This is a genomic window from Synergistaceae bacterium (assembly GCA_017540085.1).
Taxonomy (GTDB): domain Bacteria; phylum Synergistota; class Synergistia; order Synergistales; family Aminobacteriaceae; genus JAFUXM01.
This window is the reverse complement of the sequence record JAFYBQ010000013.1, coordinates 11,453-31,705: the sequence shown is the minus strand read 5'-3', so window position 1 is coordinate 31,705 and position 20,253 is coordinate 11,453. Positions and strand designations below refer to the sequence as shown.

Sequence of the window (20,253 nt, the reverse complement as noted above, 5' to 3'; positions counted from 1 at the left end):
TTCTGAGGGGGGCGGCTCACCTGTCGGCGATATTCACGAACTCTTCCGGGGTAACCGCCTTAACCCTGCTGTTCTCGTAGTCCTTCAAGTTTGCTGTGATGATGTAGTCGGCGTTAATGCTCTGGGCGCATATGGCCTGCAAGTTGTCCTCAAAGTCGCGGAACTCAGTATCATGCACTGCCTCAACGACTAAATCATGTCCCGCGCTTGCTGTCGTGAGAACCTTGCACACACGGTCAAGCCATTCACGCCGGATTTCTTCAGGCTGCTTCATTCTCCCGGAAGAATACCAGATTATAGACAGCGAATGAAATGCAATGTAGCCTTCAATCTTTTTTGCCGCGCACATTTCCATAACCTGCCGTGATTCTGCTGAATATTTATCTTCGTGCTCTGTCAGGTACGTGATTATAACGTTTGTGTCAACAAGTACTTTCATCATTTCGCCACACCGTATTTTTCTGCTATTGCGTCCGCGTATGCCTCTTCGTAGTTTTCAGGAATCAGCAGAGGCTTCTTCTTTTTCATTTCCTCCATCCAGCGAAAAGCCGCCATGCTTTCTTCACGCTCTTTCGCTTTCCTTGCCTGCTCCTGTTCAGGTGTCTCCCATGTGCGCGGATTCTCGTCCGTCTTCTTCAGCACTTGCAGAATATCTCCCATCACTTTTTCGGGAAGCCTGTCAATAATCGCGTATGCTTCTTCTTTCAGCGTCATGATAATATCTCCTCTCTTTGTGAAAAAATCCTCCCCCGCAATTTCTCACAGGGGAGGACTTGAATTAACGCTTAGTAGTTTTCGCCGTGAATCTCAAAATATGCTTTCGGATGGGCGCAAACAGGGCAGATTTCCGGGGCTTTTGTTCCGACTACGATATGTCCGCAGTTCCTGCACTCCCACACTTTGACCTCGCTCCGGGCAAATACTTCCTGTGCCTCAACATTCTTCAGCAATGCGCGGTATCTCTCCTCGTGATGTTTCTCGATTGCCGCAACCATTCTGAATTTCGCCGCAAGTGCCTTGAAGCCCTCAGCCTCTGCCGTTTTCGCAAAGCCCTCGTACATGTCTGTCCACTCGTAGTTCTCGCCCTCAGCCGCCGCTGTGAGGTTTGCTGACGTGTCGCCGATCCCGTCAAGCTCCTTGAACCACATTTTTGCGTGTTCCTTCTCGTTGTCTGCCGTGTGAAGGAAGATTGCCGCTATCTGCTCGTAGCCCTCTTTCTTTGCGACTGACGCAAAATAGGTGTACTTGTTCCGCGCCTGCGACTCCCCTGCAAACGCCGCCTGAAGATTTTTCTCGGTCTGTGTTCCCGCGTACTTGTTCGCCATGATTTTAACCTCCTCAATTTTTGTGGATAACGCACATTATATCATTGTGAGGAGCGGAATTTTATGCGCTGATTCCGCGCCCGGCAATGTCTCCCCTGTCAACAACAATCTCATACCCTATTTTCCGCATTCTCCTGCTGAGGCATTCCCGGCATTGTGCTGACTCCTCGCCAGTGCATATTTTGTTGTCGTAAAGCTCGTACTTTTTCCGCACACTGACGGGCGACAAATTCGGCATTAACACATTAGCACCTGACATTATGCCCTTCTCGCGTCCTAAAGGGTCAATAGTTCCGAGTGCTGTTGTCGATGGAAGCAAAACAGAAGGGTGAATGAGTCTGATGATTGAGAGAAGATAGCATGTCTGCTCAACAGTCCCGGCGGGGCAATCCCTGAACGGCGTATCTTTATGCGGTATGAACGGCCCAATCCCGCACATTTCCGGCCTGAACGTCTCAATGAATTTCAGATCCTCAGCAAGATTCCGTGATGTCTGAAACGGACTCCCAACCATGAAGCCGCAGCCGACTTGATAGCCTAACTCCCGGAGACTCTTCAAGCAGTTCATTCTATGAGAGTACGACATTTCAGCCGGGTGAAGTCTCGCGTAATGCTCCGGGTTCGCTGTCTCATGTCGCAATAAATATCTGTCAGCTCCGCAAGCCTTCAGGAACTTGTAGCTGTCATGACTCCTTTCACCAATCGAGAGAGTTACAGCGCAATCGGGATGTTTTGACTTTATGCCGCGAACAATACCGCCGAGTCTCTCATCGCTGAAGTATGAGTCCTCGCCTCCCTGCAAAACAAACGTCCTGAAGCCGAGTCCGTAACCTTCATCAGCGCACGCTAAAATCTCGTCATGACTCAGCCTGTAACGCTCGCAGTGTGAATTGCTCCGTCTTATTCCGCAGTAGTAACAATCATTCCGGCAAATGTTGCTGATTTCGATTAGCCCGCGTATGTAGACATCATTGCCGTAAAATTCGCGCCGGACTCTTACGGCATGTTTACGCAAAAGCTGTACACTTTCGTGTCCCCGCTCGCACGTGTCGGCGTTTCCGTCATTGAATCCGGCGATTAACTGTTCGTACTCATCAACACTCAGCGAATGATTTTCCGATAATTTGAGCGCAAGAGAATTGATATTCATTCCGGCTTCTTGAGCGTTCCGAGATAATACGTTCTTACGCCGGAGCCGTTAATCTCGTCTATCTTGCTGGAAATTTCCGCGACAATATTTTTCGGTGCTTCAAGCGCAATGCTGATTATGATTATGTCCTTCACGCGGCAGGGCAGTCCCATTCGCCCGATGACATACTGCCTGTAATCATGAATAATATTGCTGACGGACTCAACTGAGCTGCTGTCTTCAACAACTATATTCATCACAGAAATTTTTGTTCCCATAGTCCGCAAAGCCTCCGTAATTCGCTATTTCGAGAAAGCCATAGTTACGCTTACCCCGTCAAGATTGCCGATTTTCCCGGACAGTGCCGAAATCACATCCTGCGGTGCGTCAAGTGCTATGCTTATGAGGTTGATATTCTTCTGGTGGTACGGGAGTCCCATACGGCCTATTATGTGCTGGCGGTACTCGTGAAGCGTATTGTTCAGTGCCTCGATTGATTCTGTGTTCTCCACGATTATGCTCATTACTGCGACTCTTGTCTCCATTGCGCGATTCCTCCTCGTGTTATCTGTAATCCGGGTAAAGTTTTCTTGCGACTTCATCGGAAACTTCAAAGTGCTGGTAGTCTTTGACGGTCTTCCATTCTCCGCCCCATTCAAATCCGCGCCCGGTGAATAGCTTGTAGCACAAATCGCCCCGCTCTATCTTGTAGGGGAAAGATTTGCTCCTGTCTGTGTATTCTCCAGCTGTGGCCGGTTCGATGATGAGTTTTCCGTTTACGGTCTTGACATAGGGATTATACAGCGTGTTGATGTCTACCGCCAATCCTAAGCCGTGCTTTGATATTCTTGTCGTGTGCGAAATGAAACGGAAGTTGAAACTTGACGAATTATTGTCCCGCATTGATGTCTCATCGTCCGCGTTATACTCATCGACAAGCCGGACTTTTTCGACAGGGTAACCTGCCTCGTAAAGCCCCCGGAAAATTTCGAGAACATCAGAAGCTATATACACGTTGCAGACTAATTCACCCTCGTGCGTTTGGCCGTTGAGGTCTTTGTGCAGGACGCGCAAATATCGCAGGTCTTCAAGCGGAATGGGACAGTTGTCCTTGTAGGATTTGCCTTTCATGCGGGCGAAGGTCGCCGGGTCAATCGGTGAAATTGTGAAGCCGTCTTCAGTTTCAGCGAGGCAGGGAGGAATCACAGTCCCAAGAATCGCGCAGGCCATGACGAAAATAATGACAGAAAATTTCATTCGGTATCAATCTCCTTTTGCCGGAAAATTCGTTCACTCGTAGTATACTAACACATATCACATTAACGGAGGGAGGCGCAAATCATGATTAACTTCAAGAGTTTTGACACGCTCGGACAGAACGGACTCGCAATGATGCAGCAGGGACTCAACACCGCCAACGCCGCAAGTGCGCAGGTACTCGAAAGCGGAGCCGATCCCATGAGCATAGCGGAAGCCTCTATGGGAATGAGCCAGGCAAAAGTTCAGATGGCTGTAGGCTCGTGGCTCGTCAAGCAGCAGAATGAGCTTATGGAGTCGTCGCTTCAGATTTTTGGAATCGGACAGAAGCACAGCGGACTCTACTAGCATTTTTCACGCGGCCTGCCTGAAACACTCCGGGCGGGCTGTATTATATTTATACACATTAGGGGGGAATCTGCTTTACATGGAGCATACCCAAGACGAAAAAATTTCTCTCATCAACGGCAGGATTCACACACCTTCAGGGACGGCGGCTAATATCACGTTTGAACATGGCCGGATCGTTTCTGTTGACGACGAAAGCACCGGCCTTGACGGAAAAATCATCGACCTTCACGGCAGGACAGTTCTGCCCGGATTCTGTGATACATCGCTCGACTTCCTGACATGGGCGGAGTCCCAAGAAAGACTCAGCCTCGCAGGAGTCCGTTCAGCCCGCGAAATGTCCGAAGCCCTCACAGCATACTCACGCGCCAATCCCAAGCCCCTCCGCGAATGGTACATAGCCGCGAATCTCCCGGATGACATCATGATTTCCCGCGATGATTTGGACTCGGTGATACCTTCCCTGCCCTGCGCTGTTATTGACGCGAAAATGAGCCGCGCCGTATTGAATACCCCGGCCATGAATGAATTTAACATGCCGCAGGATAATGTAGAGCTTGACGAATTTACGACTCACCTTCCGCCCCTCAGCGAGGAAGATATTATCCATCTCGTGAAAACTTACGCGCCCAAAGCAAACGCACTCGGCATAACTGAAATATGGTCAGACTTTCACGGGGTCGCCCAAAACGCTAAAAGACTCTGGGATATATTCTTTAATGACGCTTATGACAGTCTCACGTTTCGTATGAGGTGTAATTTTGCTTTTGACGGGGTTAATCCGCTGAATGAGTTTCTCTCTCACGGACTGCGGACAGGGGACGGGCTTCCGTTCTGCCGACTCGGAGGGATTATCGTTGACGGAGCTTTGGAGCAGCAAGAACAGAAAAATATGATTTACTCCGCTCACCTTTCGGGCTGTCAGGTAATCAGCGACAACAATAAATCCTGCCTCAACGCCCTAGAGAGAGTCATTAAACGTTCTCGCAAAAATCTCCGCCATGTCGTGAAGAACATCGCCGGGAATCTCATTGACCGTATGCGCCTTCTTGGTCTCGGAGGTATTGCCCTTGCCGGAGGGGAGAATGATTTTCTTCATGAGGCGTTCCAGAATGGACTCGTAATCTCATCAGGAAGCGGCGACTCTCTATCGTCTCCCGTAAAAGCCGCAAGCATTCTCGTGTCTCAGGGCTTGAGCGTGGCGGAGGCTATGAGCGTTTATACGTGGTCAGCGTCATGGAACGGGGGCGCGGAGTCCCGGCGGGGCGAGATAGCTGTGGGAAATGACGCGGATTTAGTGATACTTGAGCAGGATCCCTTCAGGGTGAGGCCGGAAGAAATTGCATCTGTTGACATTGCTATGACATTCTGCGCGGGCTGTGCTGTCTATGACTCCGGCGCGATATAGTTTAGGAGGAATAATATTATGAGGAGTGCAGGAATATTGCTGCCGGTTACGTCTCTTCCGTCAAAATTCGGCATTGGTGATTTCGGCCCGGAGGCGTTAAAGTTTGGGAAGTTTCTTCATGACGCAGGCCAAAAGATATGGCAGGTTCTTCCGATGACAACGATAGATCCCGGGTGCGGAAATTCCCCCTACAGCCCTACGAGTGCGTTTGCGGGCAATCATCTTCTCATAAGCCCGGAGATTCTCGCGGACGAGGGAATGATTACAGATGACGAACTCACGAGACTGTCGGCAAAATATGATTTCGGGAAAAATCCTGAGCGTGTCGACTACGAGTCAGCAAGAGCCTTCAAGACAGAAATTCTCAGCGCGGCCTATAAGCGTGTCATGAAGGGGAGCGCGTCAGACTTCCGGGAGTTTACAGCGTCTGCGGAATGGCTTGAACCTTTCGCCCTCTTCAGCGTCATTAAGCAGGTCAACGGCGGAATCCCCTGGTACGAATGGCCTGATGACCTAAAGCACAAAGACCCCGGCGCAATCCGAAAGTTTAAGGCTGAATACTCCGAGGAAATAGCCCGGCAGGAGTTCGGGCAGTACATATTTTTCCGGCAGGTCAAAGCACTTCACGAATATCTGAACGCGCTCGGCGTTGAGATTGTCGGGGATATGCCGCTGTATGTTACGCTCGACTGCGCGGACGTGTGGCAGAATCCCGGGCAGTTCGACATAGGGGAAGACCTGAATCCCGTAACAGTGGCAGGAGTCCCGCCGGATTACTTCAGCGCGGACGGTCAGCTATGGGGCAATCCCTGCTACAACTGGGCGGCAATGGAGAAAGACGGCTTTACGTGGTGGATTAAGAGACTGCGTAACCTTCTTGCGATGTTCGACAAAATCAGGATAGATCATTTCCGCGGGCTTGTGGCGTACTGGGCTGTTCCCTACGGCGAGGAGACCGCCAAAAATGGAGAATGGATTGATGTCCCGCATGAGAAATTCTTTGCGGTGCTGAAGGAAAATTTCCCGTCAATGCCATTCTGGGCGGAGAATCTCGGAATCATTACGCCGGACGTTGAAGCGGTCAGGAAAGATTACGGCCTTCCGGGAATGCTGGTGCTTCATTTTGCGTTCGGCAATCCCTGGGATAATCCCTATGCCCCTCACAATCATACGCGGGATTCTGTCGTCTATACGGGGACACACGACAACAATACATCGCGGGGCTGGTTCGAGAATGATGCCTCAGAGTCGGAAATCAACAATTTTGCGTCATACATTGGGCGCGGAGTCATGGACGGCTTCATTTTTGCGTCAGAAGTTACGCGGCTTGCTGTGAGTTCTGTTGCTGACACGGCAATAATACCAATGCAGGACTATCTGAGGCTCGGAGCTGAGTCGCGGGTCAATATTCCGTCAACAGCTTCAGGAAACTGGGCATGGAGGATGACGGCGGACGCGATTCCTGATGGGCTTGCTGACAGGATAAGGGCGGCCTGCAGGTTATACGGGCGAATCTGATGGCGAAAAATTTTGCATTGCAGGAAGCGGCTCGCGCAAGGCAGGATGAGTTTTACACTTCACGCAGCGACATCGAAAACGAAATGCGGTATTACTGGGAACACTTCAGGGGAAAAACTGTGCTGTGTAATTGCGATGATCCGTATGAAAGTGAGTTCTTCAAGTATTTCTCGCTGTTCTTCAACACAATCGGCCTAAAGAAATTAATCGCGACATGTTACGCAGGAAGCCCGATAGCGCAGAGACAGTTATCGCTTTTTGACGATGAGACCCCGACTCCGAGTCGCAAGCCCTATTGCGCGGTGATTGAGTGCATGAAGGACTACAACGGCGATGGACGCACGGACTTGCTTGACGCTGAATATATTTTGCAGCACGGTGTAGGCGGAGGACTCCGGGTTCTTGAGGGGGACGGGGATTTTCGGAGTCCTGAATGCGTGAAGCTCCTGCAGGAAGCCGACATTGTAGCGACTAATCCGCCTCACTCGCTCCTGCGCGAATATATTTTTCTCCTCACGAAATACGGCAAGAAATTTATCGTTCTCGCAAACATGAACGCCATCACCTACAAGGAAATTTTCCCGCTGTTTATGCGTAATCAAATGTGGCTCGGACTCGGCAACGGCGATAAACATTTCAGAGTCCCGGACTACTACGAACCCCGCGAGACTCGATACCGGGAGGAAGAAGACGACTCCGGCCATGTTCAGAAATTCCGCAGTCTCGGTAATATTTGCTGGTTTACGAATCTCGAACATCACCGCCACAATGAGACAATGATTCTTGTGAAGAGCTACCGCAAAGACCCGTCAAAATTTCCCCGCTACGACAACTACGACGCAATAGAAGTCAGCAAGACCGTTGAAATTCCGTATGACTATGACGGCATAATGGGAGTCCCGATAACTTTTCTCGACAAGTACAACCCGAAACAGTTTGAGATTCTCGGACTCGACAGGTACATAGAAGACAACCCAAACCCCGGCCGCAGGTTTACGATTAACGGCAGGGAAGTTTACGCACGAATATTAATCCGAAAGATAGCAGACGTCATTTAACAGTCCCCGCAAAAAATCTCCCGGCGGTGTGAAAATCTCCGGGAGCCTCACCGCACAAGGTCAACAAAAAACTCCCTGACATAACATCAAGGAGTCTTCATTCTCTCATGGGCCCACCTGGACTCGAACCAGGAACCTTCCGGTTATGAGCCGGTGGCTCTAACCACTTGAGCTATGGGCCCGGCTCGCAACAACAAGAGATTTTACACGCCCGACTGTTTAACGTCAAGCAAAAATTTTTCCGCGCAAAGTTGTGGCATGTTTTGATTCGTGATAATCTTTGCACATTTCACAGACAAAGGAGATAACATGTTCCTAGACAGCATAAAGAAATTAATGGGTCTTGACCCTAACGACCGGGCATTAAAGAAATATTCCGGCCTTGTCGAAATCGTCAACTCATATTCAGACAGCATACACGCAAAATCAGACGGCGAAATTCAGTCGCGCTTCAACGAACTGCGGACCCAGGTTGCCGACAGCGGAGCAGGTTTTGATGACGTACTCCCAGAAGTATTCGCGATTGTCCGGGAAGTCAGCGACAGGGCAATAGGTCTCCGGCATTATGACGTTCAGCTAATCGGGGGAATGTCCCTGCATGACGGGCGAATAGCGGAAATGAAGACCGGCGAAGGAAAGACTCTCGTTGCCCCCCTCGCAATAGTCCTAAATGCCATGAGCGGGAACGGAGTCCATCTCGTTACGGTGAATGACTACCTCGCCAAGCGCGATGCCGAATGGATGTCGCCTGTCTATAACTTCTTGGGACTCACTGCGGGCGTGATTTACCCCTACATGCCCCCGGACGAGAGAGTCGCGGCGTACAGGGCTGATATTACGTACGGGACAAATGCGGAGTTCGGGTTCGACTACCTGCGCGACAACATGGCCATGTCCCCGGCTGAGATGGTACAGAGAGGTCATAACTTCTGCATTGTTGACGAGGTTGACTCGATTCTCATTGACGAGGCAAGGACACCGCTAATCATTTCCGGGCCGTCAGATGATGACGCAGGACTCTACGTGAAGGCAGACTCAGCCGCCAGAAATCTCACGGAAGGCACTGACTACGAGAAGGACGAGAAAGAGCGCAGCATATCAATGACGGAAGCAGGCATACAGAAATGTGAAGACTTCCTGAAAATGCCCGGGCTTTTTTCTGACGCGGCGCATTCGGACTTGGCGCACAGAATCGTTCAGGCTCTGAAGGCTCACAGGCTATACAAGCGTGATATTGATTACGTTGTGAAAGACGGGGAAGTGATTATAGTCGATGAGTTTACCGGGCGTTTGATGATAGGGCGCAGGTATTCTGACGGACTACATCAGGCAATCGAGGCAAAAGAGCGCGTGAAGGTAGGCCGGGAGTCTCAGACGCTCGCGACAATCACCCTGCAAAATTACTTCAGGATGTATCACAAGCTGGCAGGCATGACAGGAACGGCGGCAACTGAGGCGGAAGAGTTCCGCGAAATTTACGGCCTTCAGGTAGTGAGCATTCCGACTCACAGGCCGATGATACGCACGGATAATCCCGATGTCATTTACGCCACAGAGCACGAGAAATTCAGCGCGGTTGCGGACGAGGTTACAGAGCGGCACAAGGCAGGCCAGCCCGTTTTAGTCGGCACAACGTCAATCGAGAACTCCGAGAGGGTAAGCAAACTCCTCAAAGCCCGCAAGATTCCTCATCAGGTACTCAACGCAAAGTATCACGAGAAAGAAGCGTACATAGTCGCGCAGGCAGGCCGGGAAGGTGCCGTAACAGTCGCCACAAACATGGCCGGGCGCGGTACGGATATTATGTTGGGCGGAAACCCCGAATTTCTCGCAAAGGACAAAGCGCAGGGAAATCCCGACGAATATTCACGCCTCCTCAAAGAATACACAGACACATGCGGAGCAGAGCATGAAAGAGTCGTGAAGGCCGGAGGACTCGCCATAATCGGAACGGAACGGCACGAGTCCCGCCGAATCGATAATCAGCTGCGGGGGCGTTCAGGCCGTCAGGGGGATCCGGGTACATCGCGATTCTATTTGTCGCTTGAAGATAACTTGCTGCGTTTGTTCGGGTCAGAAAAGATTCAGCCGCTCATGGGAAAGTTAGGGCTGAAAGACGGCGAGGCTATAGAGTCGTCAATGTTAAGCAGGATAATCGAGAACTCGCAGAAAAAAGTTGAGGAGCTACATTTTGACATAAGGAAGCAGCTCCTTGCGTATGACAACGTTATGAATCAGCAGCGTGAAGCGGTGTATTCCGAGCGGGGCGAAATTCTGTCAACTGCTGACGATGATATGCCCGAATACGGCTGGGAAGTGATACGCGGAGTCGTCAATGATATTCTCGACAAATATTTCCCGGAAGGCCACGAGACAGAGCCGGACCCCTCAAGAGCCGCGGCAAGACTCCGTGCTTTGTTCGGGCCGGGGGCTGAAGGGAGAGTCGCCGAGATTGATACCCGTCTCGATATGGAGGGAATGAGGGAGGAAATTTTAGACGGCGTGAAATCCCGCTACGACTCCAAAATTGCCGAGCTTAACGCGAATCAGGACGGCGCGAATATTGCAGGCTCAATCATTCGCTATATATTGCTTGAGACTCTAGACTCAGCGTGGCGCGAACATCTTACGGGAATGGACGAGCTTAGGCGGGGAATCGGACTGCGGGCAATCGGGCAGAAAGATCCGCTCATCGAATACCAGTTCGAGTCGTACAATCTTTTCACCGACATGATGGACAGGGTAAAGGACACATTCACGAGTCAGATATTCAGGATTCGTATAATGAGTGAGTCGGCAAAAAGAGAGCGCAAAATGAACATGGAGAAAAAAGAGTTTCAGATGTCATCAGGCGGAGGCGGCGAGGGAGTCCGCGAACCCATCAAGAAAGCCGCCAAAGTCGGACGCAATGACCCATGCCCCTGCGGATCCGGCAAGAAGTACAAATACTGTCATGGAAGGGGGCTGTAAATCATGGCAAGAAAATTCCTGATGATGATAATTGCGGTGTTGTTTGCGGCTTCAGCGTCATATGCCAAAGATTTGATTGACCGCTCAAAAATCCGAATGCCCGACATACAGGAAATGGATATGGGCGACATTCTCAAAGATTACACGGGGACAGGGGTATTCATTGAGCCTGACACAAACGGCTACAACCTCCGGCGAATGAGGCAGATGAACCCGGACTTCAGCACTTACCCCGAATCGCAGGGAATAATCTGGCTCAAGCGCACGACATTCACCCGCTCAGAATCCGGCGGAATGGACATAACACGGCTTTATGTGATACTCGGTCGGCGGGGGCTTTCGTCAAAGTGGCTTAACTGGAACATTCAGACTCCCGCCAAAGGAAGCACCGAAATCATCGAGGCAAATATATACGACTTCAACAGCCTTGTGAGGATAAGCGCAGTAACTCCGGAAAATGACCCTGAGTCGGGCGTTAAGTCCGTGAGATTCATGGGCTTGCCTGACACTTTCATTATCACAATTTCTTGGCGCGAGACTCTCCCGGACATGCTCGGAATGGAGGGTATCTCATGGTTTCAGGAGGACTTGCGAGTCTGGGAGGCTGTTACGGAGGTTCATTCACCGCAGAAAATCACGTACAGGACATTTCCCGCACCCTTATCCCCTCAGATTGACGCGCTCGGCGAGGAGACTGTTTACACTTGGCGGCGGCTTAATATTGACCCGCATAATGACCCGTCCGAATTTGCGCGGGTACAGCGGGCGGGAGTCGCCTTCAGCGGGAGGCAGGGCAAAACTGGCCTTCAGGGAATGCTGAAAGAAGCCGAGAACGCCGGCAATATCTCCGCACCCTATGACGCTGTGTCAGCCTTCAGGCACTCAGACGAGGCAGGGACTCTCAGGGTCATAGAGTGGCTGATGTCCCAGCCCGAAATTGTTTTGGCGGAAGGCACCCCCCGTAAAATTCCGTCTTCAGGAGCGTGGACTAAGCGCGAAAAATTACTGCTGGCAAAATCGTGGCTCGATTCGCGGAAAGTGAATGCTTCATTGTCGTGGATTCTGCCGTTTGACCCGGACGAAAAGACTCCCATATGCCCGGCCATGTTCGCAAGCCCTGTGCTTGATGTGCAGGGTATACGCGGCGTAACGTTCCATGACATGAATAGCCCTGAGCTTATCGGGGGAGCTAAAATTTTCTCACTCAGCGACAAAGGGATATTAATCTCGCGGCGTATCCCACAGTCAAAATCATCTGACAACAGACTTAGCGCAGTAATGGATTTGAGCCTCACCGAACAGGGTATAATGAACGGAAGTGTACGGCTGATTCTGCGCGGGGCATGGAGCGCGTACCTTCTCGGAAACAATCCGACAGACGGCGCGGCAAGGGGTGCGGTATTGTCGCTTTTTCCGGGGCTGACTAACTACAGTGATGTGAAGCTCAAAACAGTGAAGGGAGTCCGGGAAATAGAGTTTACGGTTGACAACAGGCCGGGCATAGGCGGAACAGGCCGGGGGATTCTGGCGATACTTCCATTTTTCGAGCCGATTTTTATTCGCAGGCTTGGACTTTCTGAGCCTCCTGTAGAAATAAAATTCCCGTTCATAGCCGACCAGAATATAACGCTCTCGTTCCCAAAAAACGCGACAGAAGCACTTGTTTCAGGAAAGACGCAGAAGAATCCCGACAAGATAAATTACAGCGACAGTTACCAGAACAGGCGGCACAGGCTTCTAGCTGAATCGCGGCTTGAGATTAACATGGGCAGCATATCAGCCGGGAATATGTCATTGTTGCGGCGGTGTCTGGAAAATTGGCGGATATTCTCATCGAGGCACATACCTATAAGATAGAGGCGAAATCATGACAGGAGAAAATACAGCGGCGGCAAAACTCAATGAGGCACTAAATGACGCAGTGAGATCTCTCGGCGTTAATGATGTTCCGGCGGAATTTGAGCGTCCCAAACATGAAGGGCAGGGAGACAGGGCAGCAAATATAGCGATGAGGCTGGCCAAAACCCTCAAAGCTAATCCCCGTGAGATAGCGCAGAGAATCGCGGAGGCTCTGAAGTCTGACGTGATAGAAAGGACAGAAATCGCAGGGCCTGGCTTCCTGAATGTCTTTCTCTCCGGGAAATTCTACGCTCAGGCAGCCGCGGACATTCTCAGGCAGGGAGAGTCTTACGGCGGAGTCAATCTCGGCCGGGGCAGGCGCATTCAGGTCGAGTTCGTCAGCGCGAATCCTACAGGGCCTCTTCATATAGGACATGGCCGGGGGGCGGCTGTGGGCGACAGTGTAGCGCGTATTCTTTCGTTTACGGGCTGGAACGTTCAGCGGGAGTATTACGTGAATGACTCAGGACTGCAAATCACGAACTTGGGAAAATCGACACAGGCGCGTTACTTTGAGCTTCTCGGAAAAAATGATGTCCCATTCCCGGAAAACGGCTACAAGGGCGCGTACCTCTACGACATTGCGCGGGAAATCATAAATCTTGAGGGCGATAAATTTCTCGGTGTTCCGTTAGATGACAGCCTCGTATACTTCAAGAAATACGCCGCCGACAAAATCATGGCCGGGATTCGCGATGATCTTGAATTGTTCCGTGTGAAGTTCGATAACTTTTTCCCGGAAGGATATTTGCACCGCAACGGACTCGTACAGTCAGCAATGAATGAGCTTAAAGCTAACGGCTACGCATACGAGCAGGACGGCGCACTATGGTTCAGAACAGAGGACACAATCGGCGACGACAAAGACAGGGTGCTAATCCGTGCGAACGGAATCCCGACATACTACGCCTCCGACATAGCATATCACCGGGATAAATTTATCACGCGGAGCTTTGAGCGCGTCATTGATGTCTGGGGAGCAGATCATCACGGCTACATAGCACGAATGAAGGCGGCAATTAAGGCGATGGGCAAAAATCCTGACGATTTCACCGTGTTATTGATACAGCTTGTGAATTTATTGCGGGACGGGAAAATAGTAACAATGTCGACAAGAGCCGGGGAATTTATCACCTTGCGTGAAGTTCTTGACGAGGCCGGAGTCGACGCGGCAAGATTCTTTTTCCTCATGAGGCGGAGCGACTCACAGCTTGATTTTGATTTGGACTTGGCGAAAAAGCAGGGCAGCGAAAATCCCGTGTATTACGTCCAATATGCCCACGCGAGAATCTCCGGGATTCTGCGCGAATACGCCGCCAGGGGAGGAAATATCGACAGCCTTTCACCCGATAATATTCCGCCTGAAATTTTCACGGACAAAGACGCGAGGGAGCTGGCCGACTCGTTATCCCGTTGGCCTGACGCTGTGCGAGAAGCCTCGAACGAGTTAGCTCCGCAGGTGCTGACGGGGTATGTGCTGAATCTGGCGGGGATATTTCACTCGTTCTACAACACTAACAGGATTGCGGGCGAGAATGACCCTGATATTCAGGCCGGGAGAATTAATCTTGTCCGCGCCGCAAAAATAGTGATAGCGTCATGCCTTGGGCTTCTGGGTGTAAACGCTCCTGAAAGAATGTGAGATGCCATCCCTCAAGCAGATAATATTTTTCGCGCTGGGACTCTTGGGACTGGCTATAACATGGAGCTATTACAGGTTCGAGCTTGACAGGATAGCCGAAATCCGAACGCAGATAGCAAAAAGCGAGGCTGTATTGAAGGAAAAGCGCGAGTCAGTCCGGGACTACAAAGAGAAAGTGGAGTTCTACAAGACGCAGGAAGGCATAGAACATCTTGCGCGTGAGCAGTATAACTTAATCGGAGACGGCGAAAGAGTCATACTGCTGAAGAGTCCTGACCATGAAATAGAATATTAACGCAAAGAAAATCCCCCCGGCAAAAAGTCAGGGGGATAAATTTTGGGCGTTTGTTCCTCAGTCAATGCGCCTATTCTGCCATTAATCACACTTCCTTTATTATTCTCGCAGGGACTCCAACGGCTATGCAGTTGTCCGGGATGTCATGAGTTACTGTTGACCGAGATGAAAGCAGCGGGCTATATCAACCTGAAAAGGCGGTGTAATGAATGTGCCTTCAGGGAGTCCGCCGAACAATTCGCGCTCAAGTGTGAGGATTGAGTCTCTGTCGTCAGGGTTAGTGCTGTTGATTCGCCAGCAAAGATTACGGCATCGGCTCATTTCTCCGTGAGCCTCGCGCAAATATTCCGGGTCTCTAATGTCGTAAGGGATTCCGTTCCGCAGGTCGTCAAAAACGCTCATGGCCTAAAATGCGTGCTGTTTCGTGTGAGCTGTGTACGGTGCTTCGAGGGCGGCGACTTCTTCCGGCGTAATCTCAATGTCAACTGCTGACACAGCCTCTTCAACGTGCTTAACGCTTGTAGTACCCACGACGGGCGAGCATATGAAAGGCTTGCTCAACATCCACGCTAAAGACTCCTGCGCCATAGTCCGGCCATGTTCACGCGCTACACGTTCGAGGTTGTCGACTACTGCTTTGTCCTGCTCTGCTGTCTTCTCCGTCCAAACTGCCGGGGAAACCGCGTCAATTTTCGTGCGTGCTGTAACCGTCCCCCAGGGATGAGCGCAGCGACCGCCCGCAAGAGGACTCCAAGGGTTTACGCCTACTTTCCTGTCGAGGCACAAAGGCATCATTTCGTGTTCCTCCTCGCGGTAAATCAGGTTGTACTGATTCTGCATAGTGATAAATTTCGTCCAGCCATGACGCTCCGCAAGGTTCTGCATTCTCTCAAACTGCCATGCGTCCATAGTGCAGGCTCCGATGTAGCGAGCCTTCCCGCTTTTGACGATATCGTGGAGTGCCTCTAATATTTCCTCCATCGGCGTGAAAGGGTCAAGCCTGTGAATCTGGTACAGGTCTACGTAATCGAGTCCGAGTCTTTCGAGGCTGTGATCTATCTCGGCCATGATATTTTTGCGTGAAGATCCGCCGCCGTTAAGTCTTCCTGCTCTCATCTCAAAGTTTACTTTTGTCGCAACAACAATTTCATCACGGCTGAGTCCGAACTCGCGAATCAATTTCCCGGTGATTGTCTCACTGCTTCCGAGCTGGTATACATTTGCTGTGTCAAAAAAGTTTATCCCCGACTCGATTGCTTTGCGGAAAATTGGCTTTGCGTCTTCAAATTCCATTGCCCACGGAAAAACGCCGTTCTCTGTTCCGGGCTTGCCGAAGCTCATCATGCCGAGACATATACGCGACACATCTACGCCTGAATTGCCGAGTTTCACATACTTCATTGATTTGTTCTCCTTGCTTTGTGGAATGGAATTATATTAGCGGGATAAGATTAATTTATCAAATCGTAATATTCTATGAGTGATAAGCAAAATAAATCCCCCTCACACTTTCACATGAAGGGGAAAAAATATTAGTCTTCAGGAGTCCAGTCTAAGAATCTCTGCGACGACTCAAAATCGCCAGTGTAGAATCTCTTCTCACCGTCAAGAGCGCGAATCTTGTTCATGTCATCTTCTGACAGCTCGAAATCAAGAACCGTGATATTCTGCCGTATGTGATTCTCGTTTCGTGATCCGGGAATCGTGCTGAAGCCTTCCTGAACGTGCCAGCGCAAAATTATTTCAGCAGGAGTCTTCCCGTAACGCCCGGCAATCTCATTAATCACAGGGTCAGCGAAAAGGACGTTATTCCCGCCGTGAGTCCCGCCGAGAGGATACCAGCCTTCAACCGCTATATTATGTTCGGCGCACTTCTTGCGGAATGCTTTTCTCTGCGCGTAGGGGTGCAATTCAATCTGAACAATCGCCGGCTTAATTTCGGCCTTTGCGAGAACGTCATCAAATAATTTCTCGTTGAGGTCAAAATTCGACAGCCCTATAGCCCGGACTTTTCCCGCCTTCACTGCTGCTTCAAGACCGCGATACCCGGCCATGTAATCACCTACAGGCTGATGCAAATATACGAGGTCAATATAATCCGTTCCGAGTCGCTGCAGCATTTTGCTGATGGCCTCTTCCACGTTGCCCGAATTGTAATCCGTCGGCCATAATTTACTCGTAATCCATATTTCGCCGCGGGGGATTCCTGAGTCTTTCACGCCCGAACCGACTCCGCGCTCGTTCTGGTACGCGTGCGCCGTGTCAATATGACGATAACCCGCCCGCAACGCCGTAACAACTGCGTCATGTGCCTGCTGAACGTCTGAACGGAACGTGCCTATCCCGAATTGCGGAATGTCGAGTCCGTTGTTGAGTCTGATTTTTGCGGATGATGCCGGCTCATTAATGATCTTCAGCATTCGGAGCCACGCTAAAAACTCTTCAGGCCAAAGATAATTAGTGAACGGCTTATGACCCATGCCGAAATTATGACCGCCCTGACCGTACAAATGCAGCTCAACGATTCCGCGCTTCTGCCACGCCTGTATGACCTCGAATCCGCTCTGCCCGGATAATTCGTCATCTGATGACATGGCCGCGAACATCGGCGGAAGTTTCCCGCTCATCTCACGCAGGACTAACTGACCGTAAATTGACGCGATAAAGTCAGCTTTTGACTCTGACGGCGCGCACTCTGCATTGTAGACCGCCATCAACGCCCCCGCCGAGAATCCTACGATCCCGATTTTGTCCGGCCTCACGTGAAACTCATTAGCGCGTTCACGAATCAATTTCACAGCCGCGTTAATGTCCTCGTATGCGTAATCAGGAGTCGCAGGGGCGTAATTTCCGCTTCTGCCTCCAGCCCTGTAGCCCTCCATCATTTTCGCTACGTACGCTTGATACTCTGACTCCTCTCTCGGTGTAATCTCGACTCTGTACTTGAGTATGAATGTCGCGAACCCCTGAGACTTGAACCACTCCGCAGCCTCATAGCCTCCGCTCCCGAAAGTGTGATGGAGGAACGCTCCGCCCGGCGCGATGATGATTGCAGCACCGTTAGAGTTTTCGGGGGAAGGGAGATACGGAATCAGAGTCGGGACTTTCACATTCCGAACGAACTGACCCCGCCCGGGAATCTCGTACCACTGCTCAAAATCTACATCTTCCTTTGAGGGCTGGCCGTAAAGATATATTTCTCCCGCGAATTTCGGAGCGTCAATATACTTCACTTCCTCTGCAAACGCGCACGCCGTGAATGCCATGATGATTAGTGCTGCCGTTATGATTTCTTTCATGATTAATGCCTCCTAATATGTTGAGTTCCTTCTATCCTGATTAAGTCCGGCTATCTGATTCATTTCGTCAGCTGTCAAACTGAAATCCCAAATGCTGAAGTCCTCGATTATGTGCTGCTCGTTGCTGCTTCCGGGGATTGCTATGTTCCCGGCCTGAAGATGCCAGCGCAGGATGACTTGCGCCGATGTTTTTCCGTGAGCTTCTGCGATCGATGAGATTACCGGGTCTGCGAAAAGCTCCTGAGTATGTCCGCGACCGCCGAGAGGATACCACGACTCCAATATTGTCCCGTACTGCGATATGTGAGACTTCATTGTTCCGCTTTGATGGTACGGGTGAGTCTCATTCTGCAAGACTGCCGGGGGAATCGTTACGGAACTTGCGAGACGGTCAAAATCTTCCGGCGTGTAATAGTTTGACAGACCGACAGCCCGGAGTTTTCCCGCGCTCAATGCTTCCTCCATCGATTTATACGCCTCGACCTCATTAGCCGGCTGTGAATGGTGCAGTATCATCAAGTCAACGTAATTAAGCCCAAGCCTTTGCAGTGATGAGTCGATTGCCTGCGCTCCGTTCGAGTAATCAGAAGTTAATTTATTATGTTGTATTTCATTCCTTTCGTCTGTATAATTTTTTGCAGGTTAAGCAAGGGTGAAATCCGCTGGCCTATAGCAGTAAAAGAAGTAAAAATGGTTGGGGCATCAGCCATCGGAGGAGAATCCGTAAGACACTCGCAAGAGCGCAAGGTTCGTTGATACCAGAATCGCCTGCCTTTAGGCATGGGGAGTATGTCAAAATTTCGGGAGTCGGATTCGTATCTTGTGATTCATTTTCGGGACTCGGATTCGGCTCTGTGATGTCGCGGGATTGAGTCGGCGGTTCATTTTCGGGACTCGGTGCTGTAATGTCGGGCGAATTTTGCGGGATTGAAACGCTTGAAGATGATCCCCCGCACCCTGAAGACAGAATCACACCTGCAATCACAAAAAGAATGACTCTGACTCTCATTCGTCAAGTCCTTTCTCTTTGAGCCATTTCGACAGAAGGTCGGCAATCTCAATGTTATTCAGGTCGGAGAACATGAAGTGAGTATTTCCCTTTATGCCGATTTCGGGAAGGTGAATCACTTTGCAGTCCCCGCCGTATTTGTTGACGAGTTCGGCGAATCTTCTGCCCATTGCCAGTTCTCCGCGCCACTGATCTGCGCCGTAATTATCTGTAGGTTTGTCGGCTATGTGATCTCCGTAAAATATGACGATTGGGAATCTCGTGAACTTCCTGAACTCCTCAAGTGGAATCGCTGTACCCTCAATGAGTCCGAATGATGTCGGGATTGCGTCAGGCACTTCACCTTCAGGGAAGAGGCGCGGACTTCCTCCGGGTTCATATGCGACAATCGCGCGGATATTCTCAGACTTCAGAGCCGTGTACCATCCTGCACCGCCTCCCTGCGAATGAGTAACGAGAATCGCCGGGCCTGTTTTCGACAGAACAGCGGACATTGCGTCAGAGATTACGCCGAAATCAAGCGGGCCTGTGTTGGGAGTCCCCTGGCGGTAAAAATTTTCGAGGCTCGCGGGGTCTTTCGGGAACTGCGTATCATCGTAATATTCCGGCCATCGTCCGAGTCTGAAAAGCGTGAACATTGTGCGGTCGTAATACATCGGTGTAATCGCGTCCCCTGAAGAAAGCGTGAAGCCTGCATCGCCCCTTCTCGGCTGATCCACAAGATAAACGCTGAAGCCCCGCCGTAAAAATATATTCGCGAATCCTTCCCGGCCGTCCGGGGTTGTCTCCCACGTCTTCATTGACTGCCCGCCCCCGTGAAGAAAGACAAGCGGGAATTTCTTTGCGTTTACGGGAATCTGATAGCGGACAAAAGCATTATCACCGTAAGCAGTCTGCCCCGATTGATTCCACAAGTCAGAGAAAATAAATTCCCCGCCGTTTTTGAGAGTCTTCCCTCCTGCCGTGAAGCTCCCCTGCTCCTGAATCAAAATCGGCTCTGAGGCATTCACCGCAAAAGGGTATAACAAAAGCGCGAGACAAAGAAAAATTTTTCTCACTCTCGAAACCTCCTGCACTAAAATTTTTGGACGGGCTA

21 protein-coding genes and 1 tRNA gene are annotated in these 20,253 nt (G+C 50.7%); 8 read left to right on the top strand and 14 right to left on the bottom strand.

The window, feature by feature from the left end; all coding sequences use genetic code 11:
- Positions 1 to 16: 16 nt before the first annotated feature.
- The 7 genes from IKQ95_02390 to IKQ95_02360 form a co-directional block, all read right to left on the bottom strand.
- On the bottom strand, positions 17 to 442 hold the full coding sequence (locus IKQ95_02390) for a PIN domain-containing protein (GenBank protein ID MBR4195544.1): 426 nt from the start codon (positions 440 to 442) through the stop codon (positions 17 to 19).
- The gene (locus IKQ95_02385; protein MBR4195543.1) at positions 439 to 714 is read right to left on the bottom strand and encodes a hypothetical protein; all 276 of its coding nucleotides are present in this window, start codon (positions 712 to 714) and stop codon (positions 439 to 441) included. The genes IKQ95_02390 and IKQ95_02385 overlap by 4 nt, the downstream gene beginning before the upstream one ends.
- Before the next feature lie 71 nt (positions 715 to 785).
- Positions 786 to 1,325 (bottom strand): rubrerythrin family protein, encoded by a 540-nt coding sequence (locus IKQ95_02380; GenBank protein MBR4195542.1) that lies wholly within the window; start codon positions 1,323 to 1,325, stop codon positions 786 to 788.
- Between the two features lie 61 nt (positions 1,326 to 1,386).
- Positions 1,387 to 2,475 carry a [FeFe] hydrogenase H-cluster radical SAM maturase HydE gene (hydE, locus tag IKQ95_02375; protein ID MBR4195541.1) on the bottom strand — a complete coding sequence of 363 codons (1,089 nt, stop codon included), beginning with the start codon at positions 2,473 to 2,475 and terminating at the stop codon, positions 1,387 to 1,389.
- Positions 2,472 to 2,732, bottom strand: coding sequence for a hypothetical protein (locus IKQ95_02370; GenBank protein ID MBR4195540.1), 261 nt, complete (start codon positions 2,730 to 2,732; stop codon positions 2,472 to 2,474). Before IKQ95_02370 ends, hydE begins: the two co-directional genes overlap by 4 nt.
- A 24-nt stretch (positions 2,733 to 2,756) precedes the next feature.
- Positions 2,757 to 2,999, bottom strand: coding sequence for an iron-only hydrogenase system regulator (locus IKQ95_02365; GenBank protein MBR4195539.1), 243 nt, complete (start codon positions 2,997 to 2,999; stop codon positions 2,757 to 2,759).
- Between the two features lie 19 nt (positions 3,000 to 3,018).
- A complete protein-coding gene (locus IKQ95_02360; protein ID MBR4195538.1) occupies positions 3,019 to 3,711 on the bottom strand; it encodes a M15 family metallopeptidase in 693 nt (230 codons plus the stop codon).
- An 84-nt stretch (positions 3,712 to 3,795) separates the two neighbouring features.
- Here IKQ95_02360 and IKQ95_02355 point away from each other — a divergent pair, with 84 nt between their 5' ends.
- The 4 genes from IKQ95_02355 (at position 3,796) to IKQ95_02340 (ending at position 8,043) form a co-directional block, all read left to right on the top strand.
- Positions 3,796 to 4,059, top strand: a complete 264-nt coding sequence (locus tag IKQ95_02355; GenBank protein ID MBR4195537.1) for a hypothetical protein — start codon at positions 3,796 to 3,798, stop codon at positions 4,057 to 4,059.
- A 79-nt stretch (positions 4,060 to 4,138) separates the two neighbouring features.
- Positions 4,139 to 5,467 carry an amidohydrolase family protein gene (locus tag IKQ95_02350; protein ID MBR4195536.1) on the top strand — a complete coding sequence of 443 codons (1,329 nt, stop codon included), beginning with the start codon at positions 4,139 to 4,141 and terminating at the stop codon, positions 5,465 to 5,467.
- 18 nt (positions 5,468 to 5,485) lie between these two features.
- A complete protein-coding gene (malQ, locus tag IKQ95_02345; protein MBR4195535.1) occupies positions 5,486 to 6,985 on the top strand; it encodes a 4-alpha-glucanotransferase in 1,500 nt (499 codons plus the stop codon).
- Complete coding sequence (locus IKQ95_02340) at positions 6,985 to 8,043, top strand: adenine-specific methyltransferase EcoRI family protein (GenBank protein ID MBR4195534.1); 1,059 nt, start codon at positions 6,985 to 6,987, stop codon at positions 8,041 to 8,043. The genes malQ and IKQ95_02340 overlap by 1 nt, the downstream gene beginning before the upstream one ends.
- A gap of 108 nt (positions 8,044 to 8,151) precedes the next feature.
- Here the strand turns inward: IKQ95_02340 and IKQ95_02335 are convergent.
- Positions 8,152 to 8,225, bottom strand: a tRNA-Ile gene (locus IKQ95_02335).
- Positions 8,226 to 8,379: 154 nt separating this feature from the next.
- Between IKQ95_02335 and secA the strand changes: the two genes are divergently transcribed.
- From secA to IKQ95_02315, 4 genes are read left to right on the top strand one after another with little or no spacing between them, the layout of a single operon-like run.
- Positions 8,380 to 11,013 (top strand): preprotein translocase subunit SecA, encoded by a 2,634-nt coding sequence (secA, locus tag IKQ95_02330; protein ID MBR4195533.1) that lies wholly within the window; start codon positions 8,380 to 8,382, stop codon positions 11,011 to 11,013.
- A 3-nt stretch (positions 11,014 to 11,016) separates the two neighbouring features.
- On the top strand, positions 11,017 to 12,870 hold the full coding sequence (locus tag IKQ95_02325) for a hypothetical protein (GenBank protein MBR4195532.1): 1,854 nt from the start codon (positions 11,017 to 11,019) through the stop codon (positions 12,868 to 12,870).
- A 10-nt stretch (positions 12,871 to 12,880) separates the two neighbouring features.
- Entirely contained in the window at positions 12,881 to 14,554 is a 1,674-nt protein-coding gene (locus IKQ95_02320; GenBank protein ID MBR4195531.1) for an arginine--tRNA ligase, read from the top strand.
- A 1-nt stretch (position 14,555) separates the two neighbouring features.
- Positions 14,556 to 14,849 carry a septum formation initiator family protein gene (locus tag IKQ95_02315; GenBank protein MBR4195530.1) on the top strand — a complete coding sequence of 98 codons (294 nt, stop codon included), beginning with the start codon at positions 14,556 to 14,558 and terminating at the stop codon, positions 14,847 to 14,849.
- A gap of 150 nt (positions 14,850 to 14,999) precedes the next feature.
- Here IKQ95_02315 and IKQ95_02310 read toward each other — a convergent pair whose 3' ends face one another.
- The 6 genes from IKQ95_02310 to IKQ95_02285 form a co-directional block, all read right to left on the bottom strand.
- Positions 15,000 to 15,251 carry a hypothetical protein gene (locus tag IKQ95_02310; protein ID MBR4195529.1) on the bottom strand — a complete coding sequence of 84 codons (252 nt, stop codon included), beginning with the start codon at positions 15,249 to 15,251 and terminating at the stop codon, positions 15,000 to 15,002.
- Between the two features lie 3 nt (positions 15,252 to 15,254).
- The gene (locus IKQ95_02305; protein MBR4195528.1) at positions 15,255 to 16,250 is read right to left on the bottom strand and encodes an aldo/keto reductase; all 996 of its coding nucleotides are present in this window, start codon (positions 16,248 to 16,250) and stop codon (positions 15,255 to 15,257) included.
- Between the two features lie 131 nt (positions 16,251 to 16,381).
- Positions 16,382 to 18,148 (bottom strand): aldo/keto reductase, encoded by a 1,767-nt coding sequence (locus IKQ95_02300; protein ID MBR4195527.1) that lies wholly within the window; start codon positions 18,146 to 18,148, stop codon positions 16,382 to 16,384.
- 12 nt (positions 18,149 to 18,160) lie between these two features.
- Entirely contained in the window at positions 18,161 to 18,757 is a 597-nt protein-coding gene (locus tag IKQ95_02295) for an aldo/keto reductase (protein ID MBR4195526.1), read from the bottom strand.
- 58 nt (positions 18,758 to 18,815) lie between these two features.
- A complete protein-coding gene (locus IKQ95_02290; GenBank protein ID MBR4195525.1) occupies positions 18,816 to 19,157 on the bottom strand; it encodes a hypothetical protein in 342 nt (113 codons plus the stop codon).
- The gene (locus IKQ95_02285; GenBank protein MBR4195524.1) at positions 19,154 to 20,215 is read right to left on the bottom strand and encodes an alpha/beta fold hydrolase; all 1,062 of its coding nucleotides are present in this window, start codon (positions 20,213 to 20,215) and stop codon (positions 19,154 to 19,156) included. The genes IKQ95_02290 and IKQ95_02285 overlap by 4 nt, the downstream gene beginning before the upstream one ends.
- Positions 20,216 to 20,253 lie beyond the last annotated feature (38 nt).

Bases quoted from the DNA above. Each gene is read 5' to 3' on its own strand.
- IKQ95_02390 (MBR4195544.1), bottom strand. From the start codon at position 442: ATGATGAAAGTACTTGTTGACACAAACGTTATAATCACGTACCTGACA.
- IKQ95_02385 (MBR4195543.1), bottom strand. From the start codon at position 714: ATGACGCTGAAAGAAGAAGCATACGCGATTATTGACAGGCTTCCCGAA.
- IKQ95_02380 (MBR4195542.1), bottom strand. From the start codon at position 1,325: ATGGCGAACAAGTACGCGGGAACACAGACCGAGAAAAATCTTCAGGCG.
- hydE (MBR4195541.1), bottom strand. From the start codon at position 2,475: ATGAATATCAATTCTCTTGCGCTCAAATTATCGGAAAATCATTCGCTG.
- IKQ95_02370 (MBR4195540.1), bottom strand. From the start codon at position 2,732: ATGGGAACAAAAATTTCTGTGATGAATATAGTTGTTGAAGACAGCAGC.
- IKQ95_02365 (MBR4195539.1), bottom strand. From the start codon at position 2,999: ATGGAGACAAGAGTCGCAGTAATGAGCATAATCGTGGAGAACACAGAA.
- IKQ95_02360 (MBR4195538.1), bottom strand. From the start codon at position 3,711: ATGAAATTTTCTGTCATTATTTTCGTCATGGCCTGCGCGATTCTTGGG.
- IKQ95_02355 (MBR4195537.1), top strand. From the start codon at position 3,796: ATGATTAACTTCAAGAGTTTTGACACGCTCGGACAGAACGGACTCGCA.
- IKQ95_02350 (MBR4195536.1), top strand. From the start codon at position 4,139: ATGGAGCATACCCAAGACGAAAAAATTTCTCTCATCAACGGCAGGATT.
- malQ (MBR4195535.1), top strand. From the start codon at position 5,486: ATGAGGAGTGCAGGAATATTGCTGCCGGTTACGTCTCTTCCGTCAAAA.
- IKQ95_02340 (MBR4195534.1), top strand. From the start codon at position 6,985: ATGGCGAAAAATTTTGCATTGCAGGAAGCGGCTCGCGCAAGGCAGGAT.
- secA (MBR4195533.1), top strand. From the start codon at position 8,380: ATGGGTCTTGACCCTAACGACCGGGCATTAAAGAAATATTCCGGCCTT.
- IKQ95_02325 (MBR4195532.1), top strand. From the start codon at position 11,017: ATGGCAAGAAAATTCCTGATGATGATAATTGCGGTGTTGTTTGCGGCT.
- IKQ95_02320 (MBR4195531.1), top strand. From the start codon at position 12,881: ATGACAGGAGAAAATACAGCGGCGGCAAAACTCAATGAGGCACTAAAT.
- IKQ95_02315 (MBR4195530.1), top strand. From the start codon at position 14,556: ATGCCATCCCTCAAGCAGATAATATTTTTCGCGCTGGGACTCTTGGGA.
- IKQ95_02310 (MBR4195529.1), bottom strand. From the start codon at position 15,251: ATGAGCGTTTTTGACGACCTGCGGAACGGAATCCCTTACGACATTAGA.
- IKQ95_02305 (MBR4195528.1), bottom strand. From the start codon at position 16,250: ATGAAGTATGTGAAACTCGGCAATTCAGGCGTAGATGTGTCGCGTATA.
- IKQ95_02300 (MBR4195527.1), bottom strand. From the start codon at position 18,148: ATGAAAGAAATCATAACGGCAGCACTAATCATCATGGCATTCACGGCG.
- IKQ95_02290 (MBR4195525.1), bottom strand. From the start codon at position 19,157: ATGAGAGTCAGAGTCATTCTTTTTGTGATTGCAGGTGTGATTCTGTCT.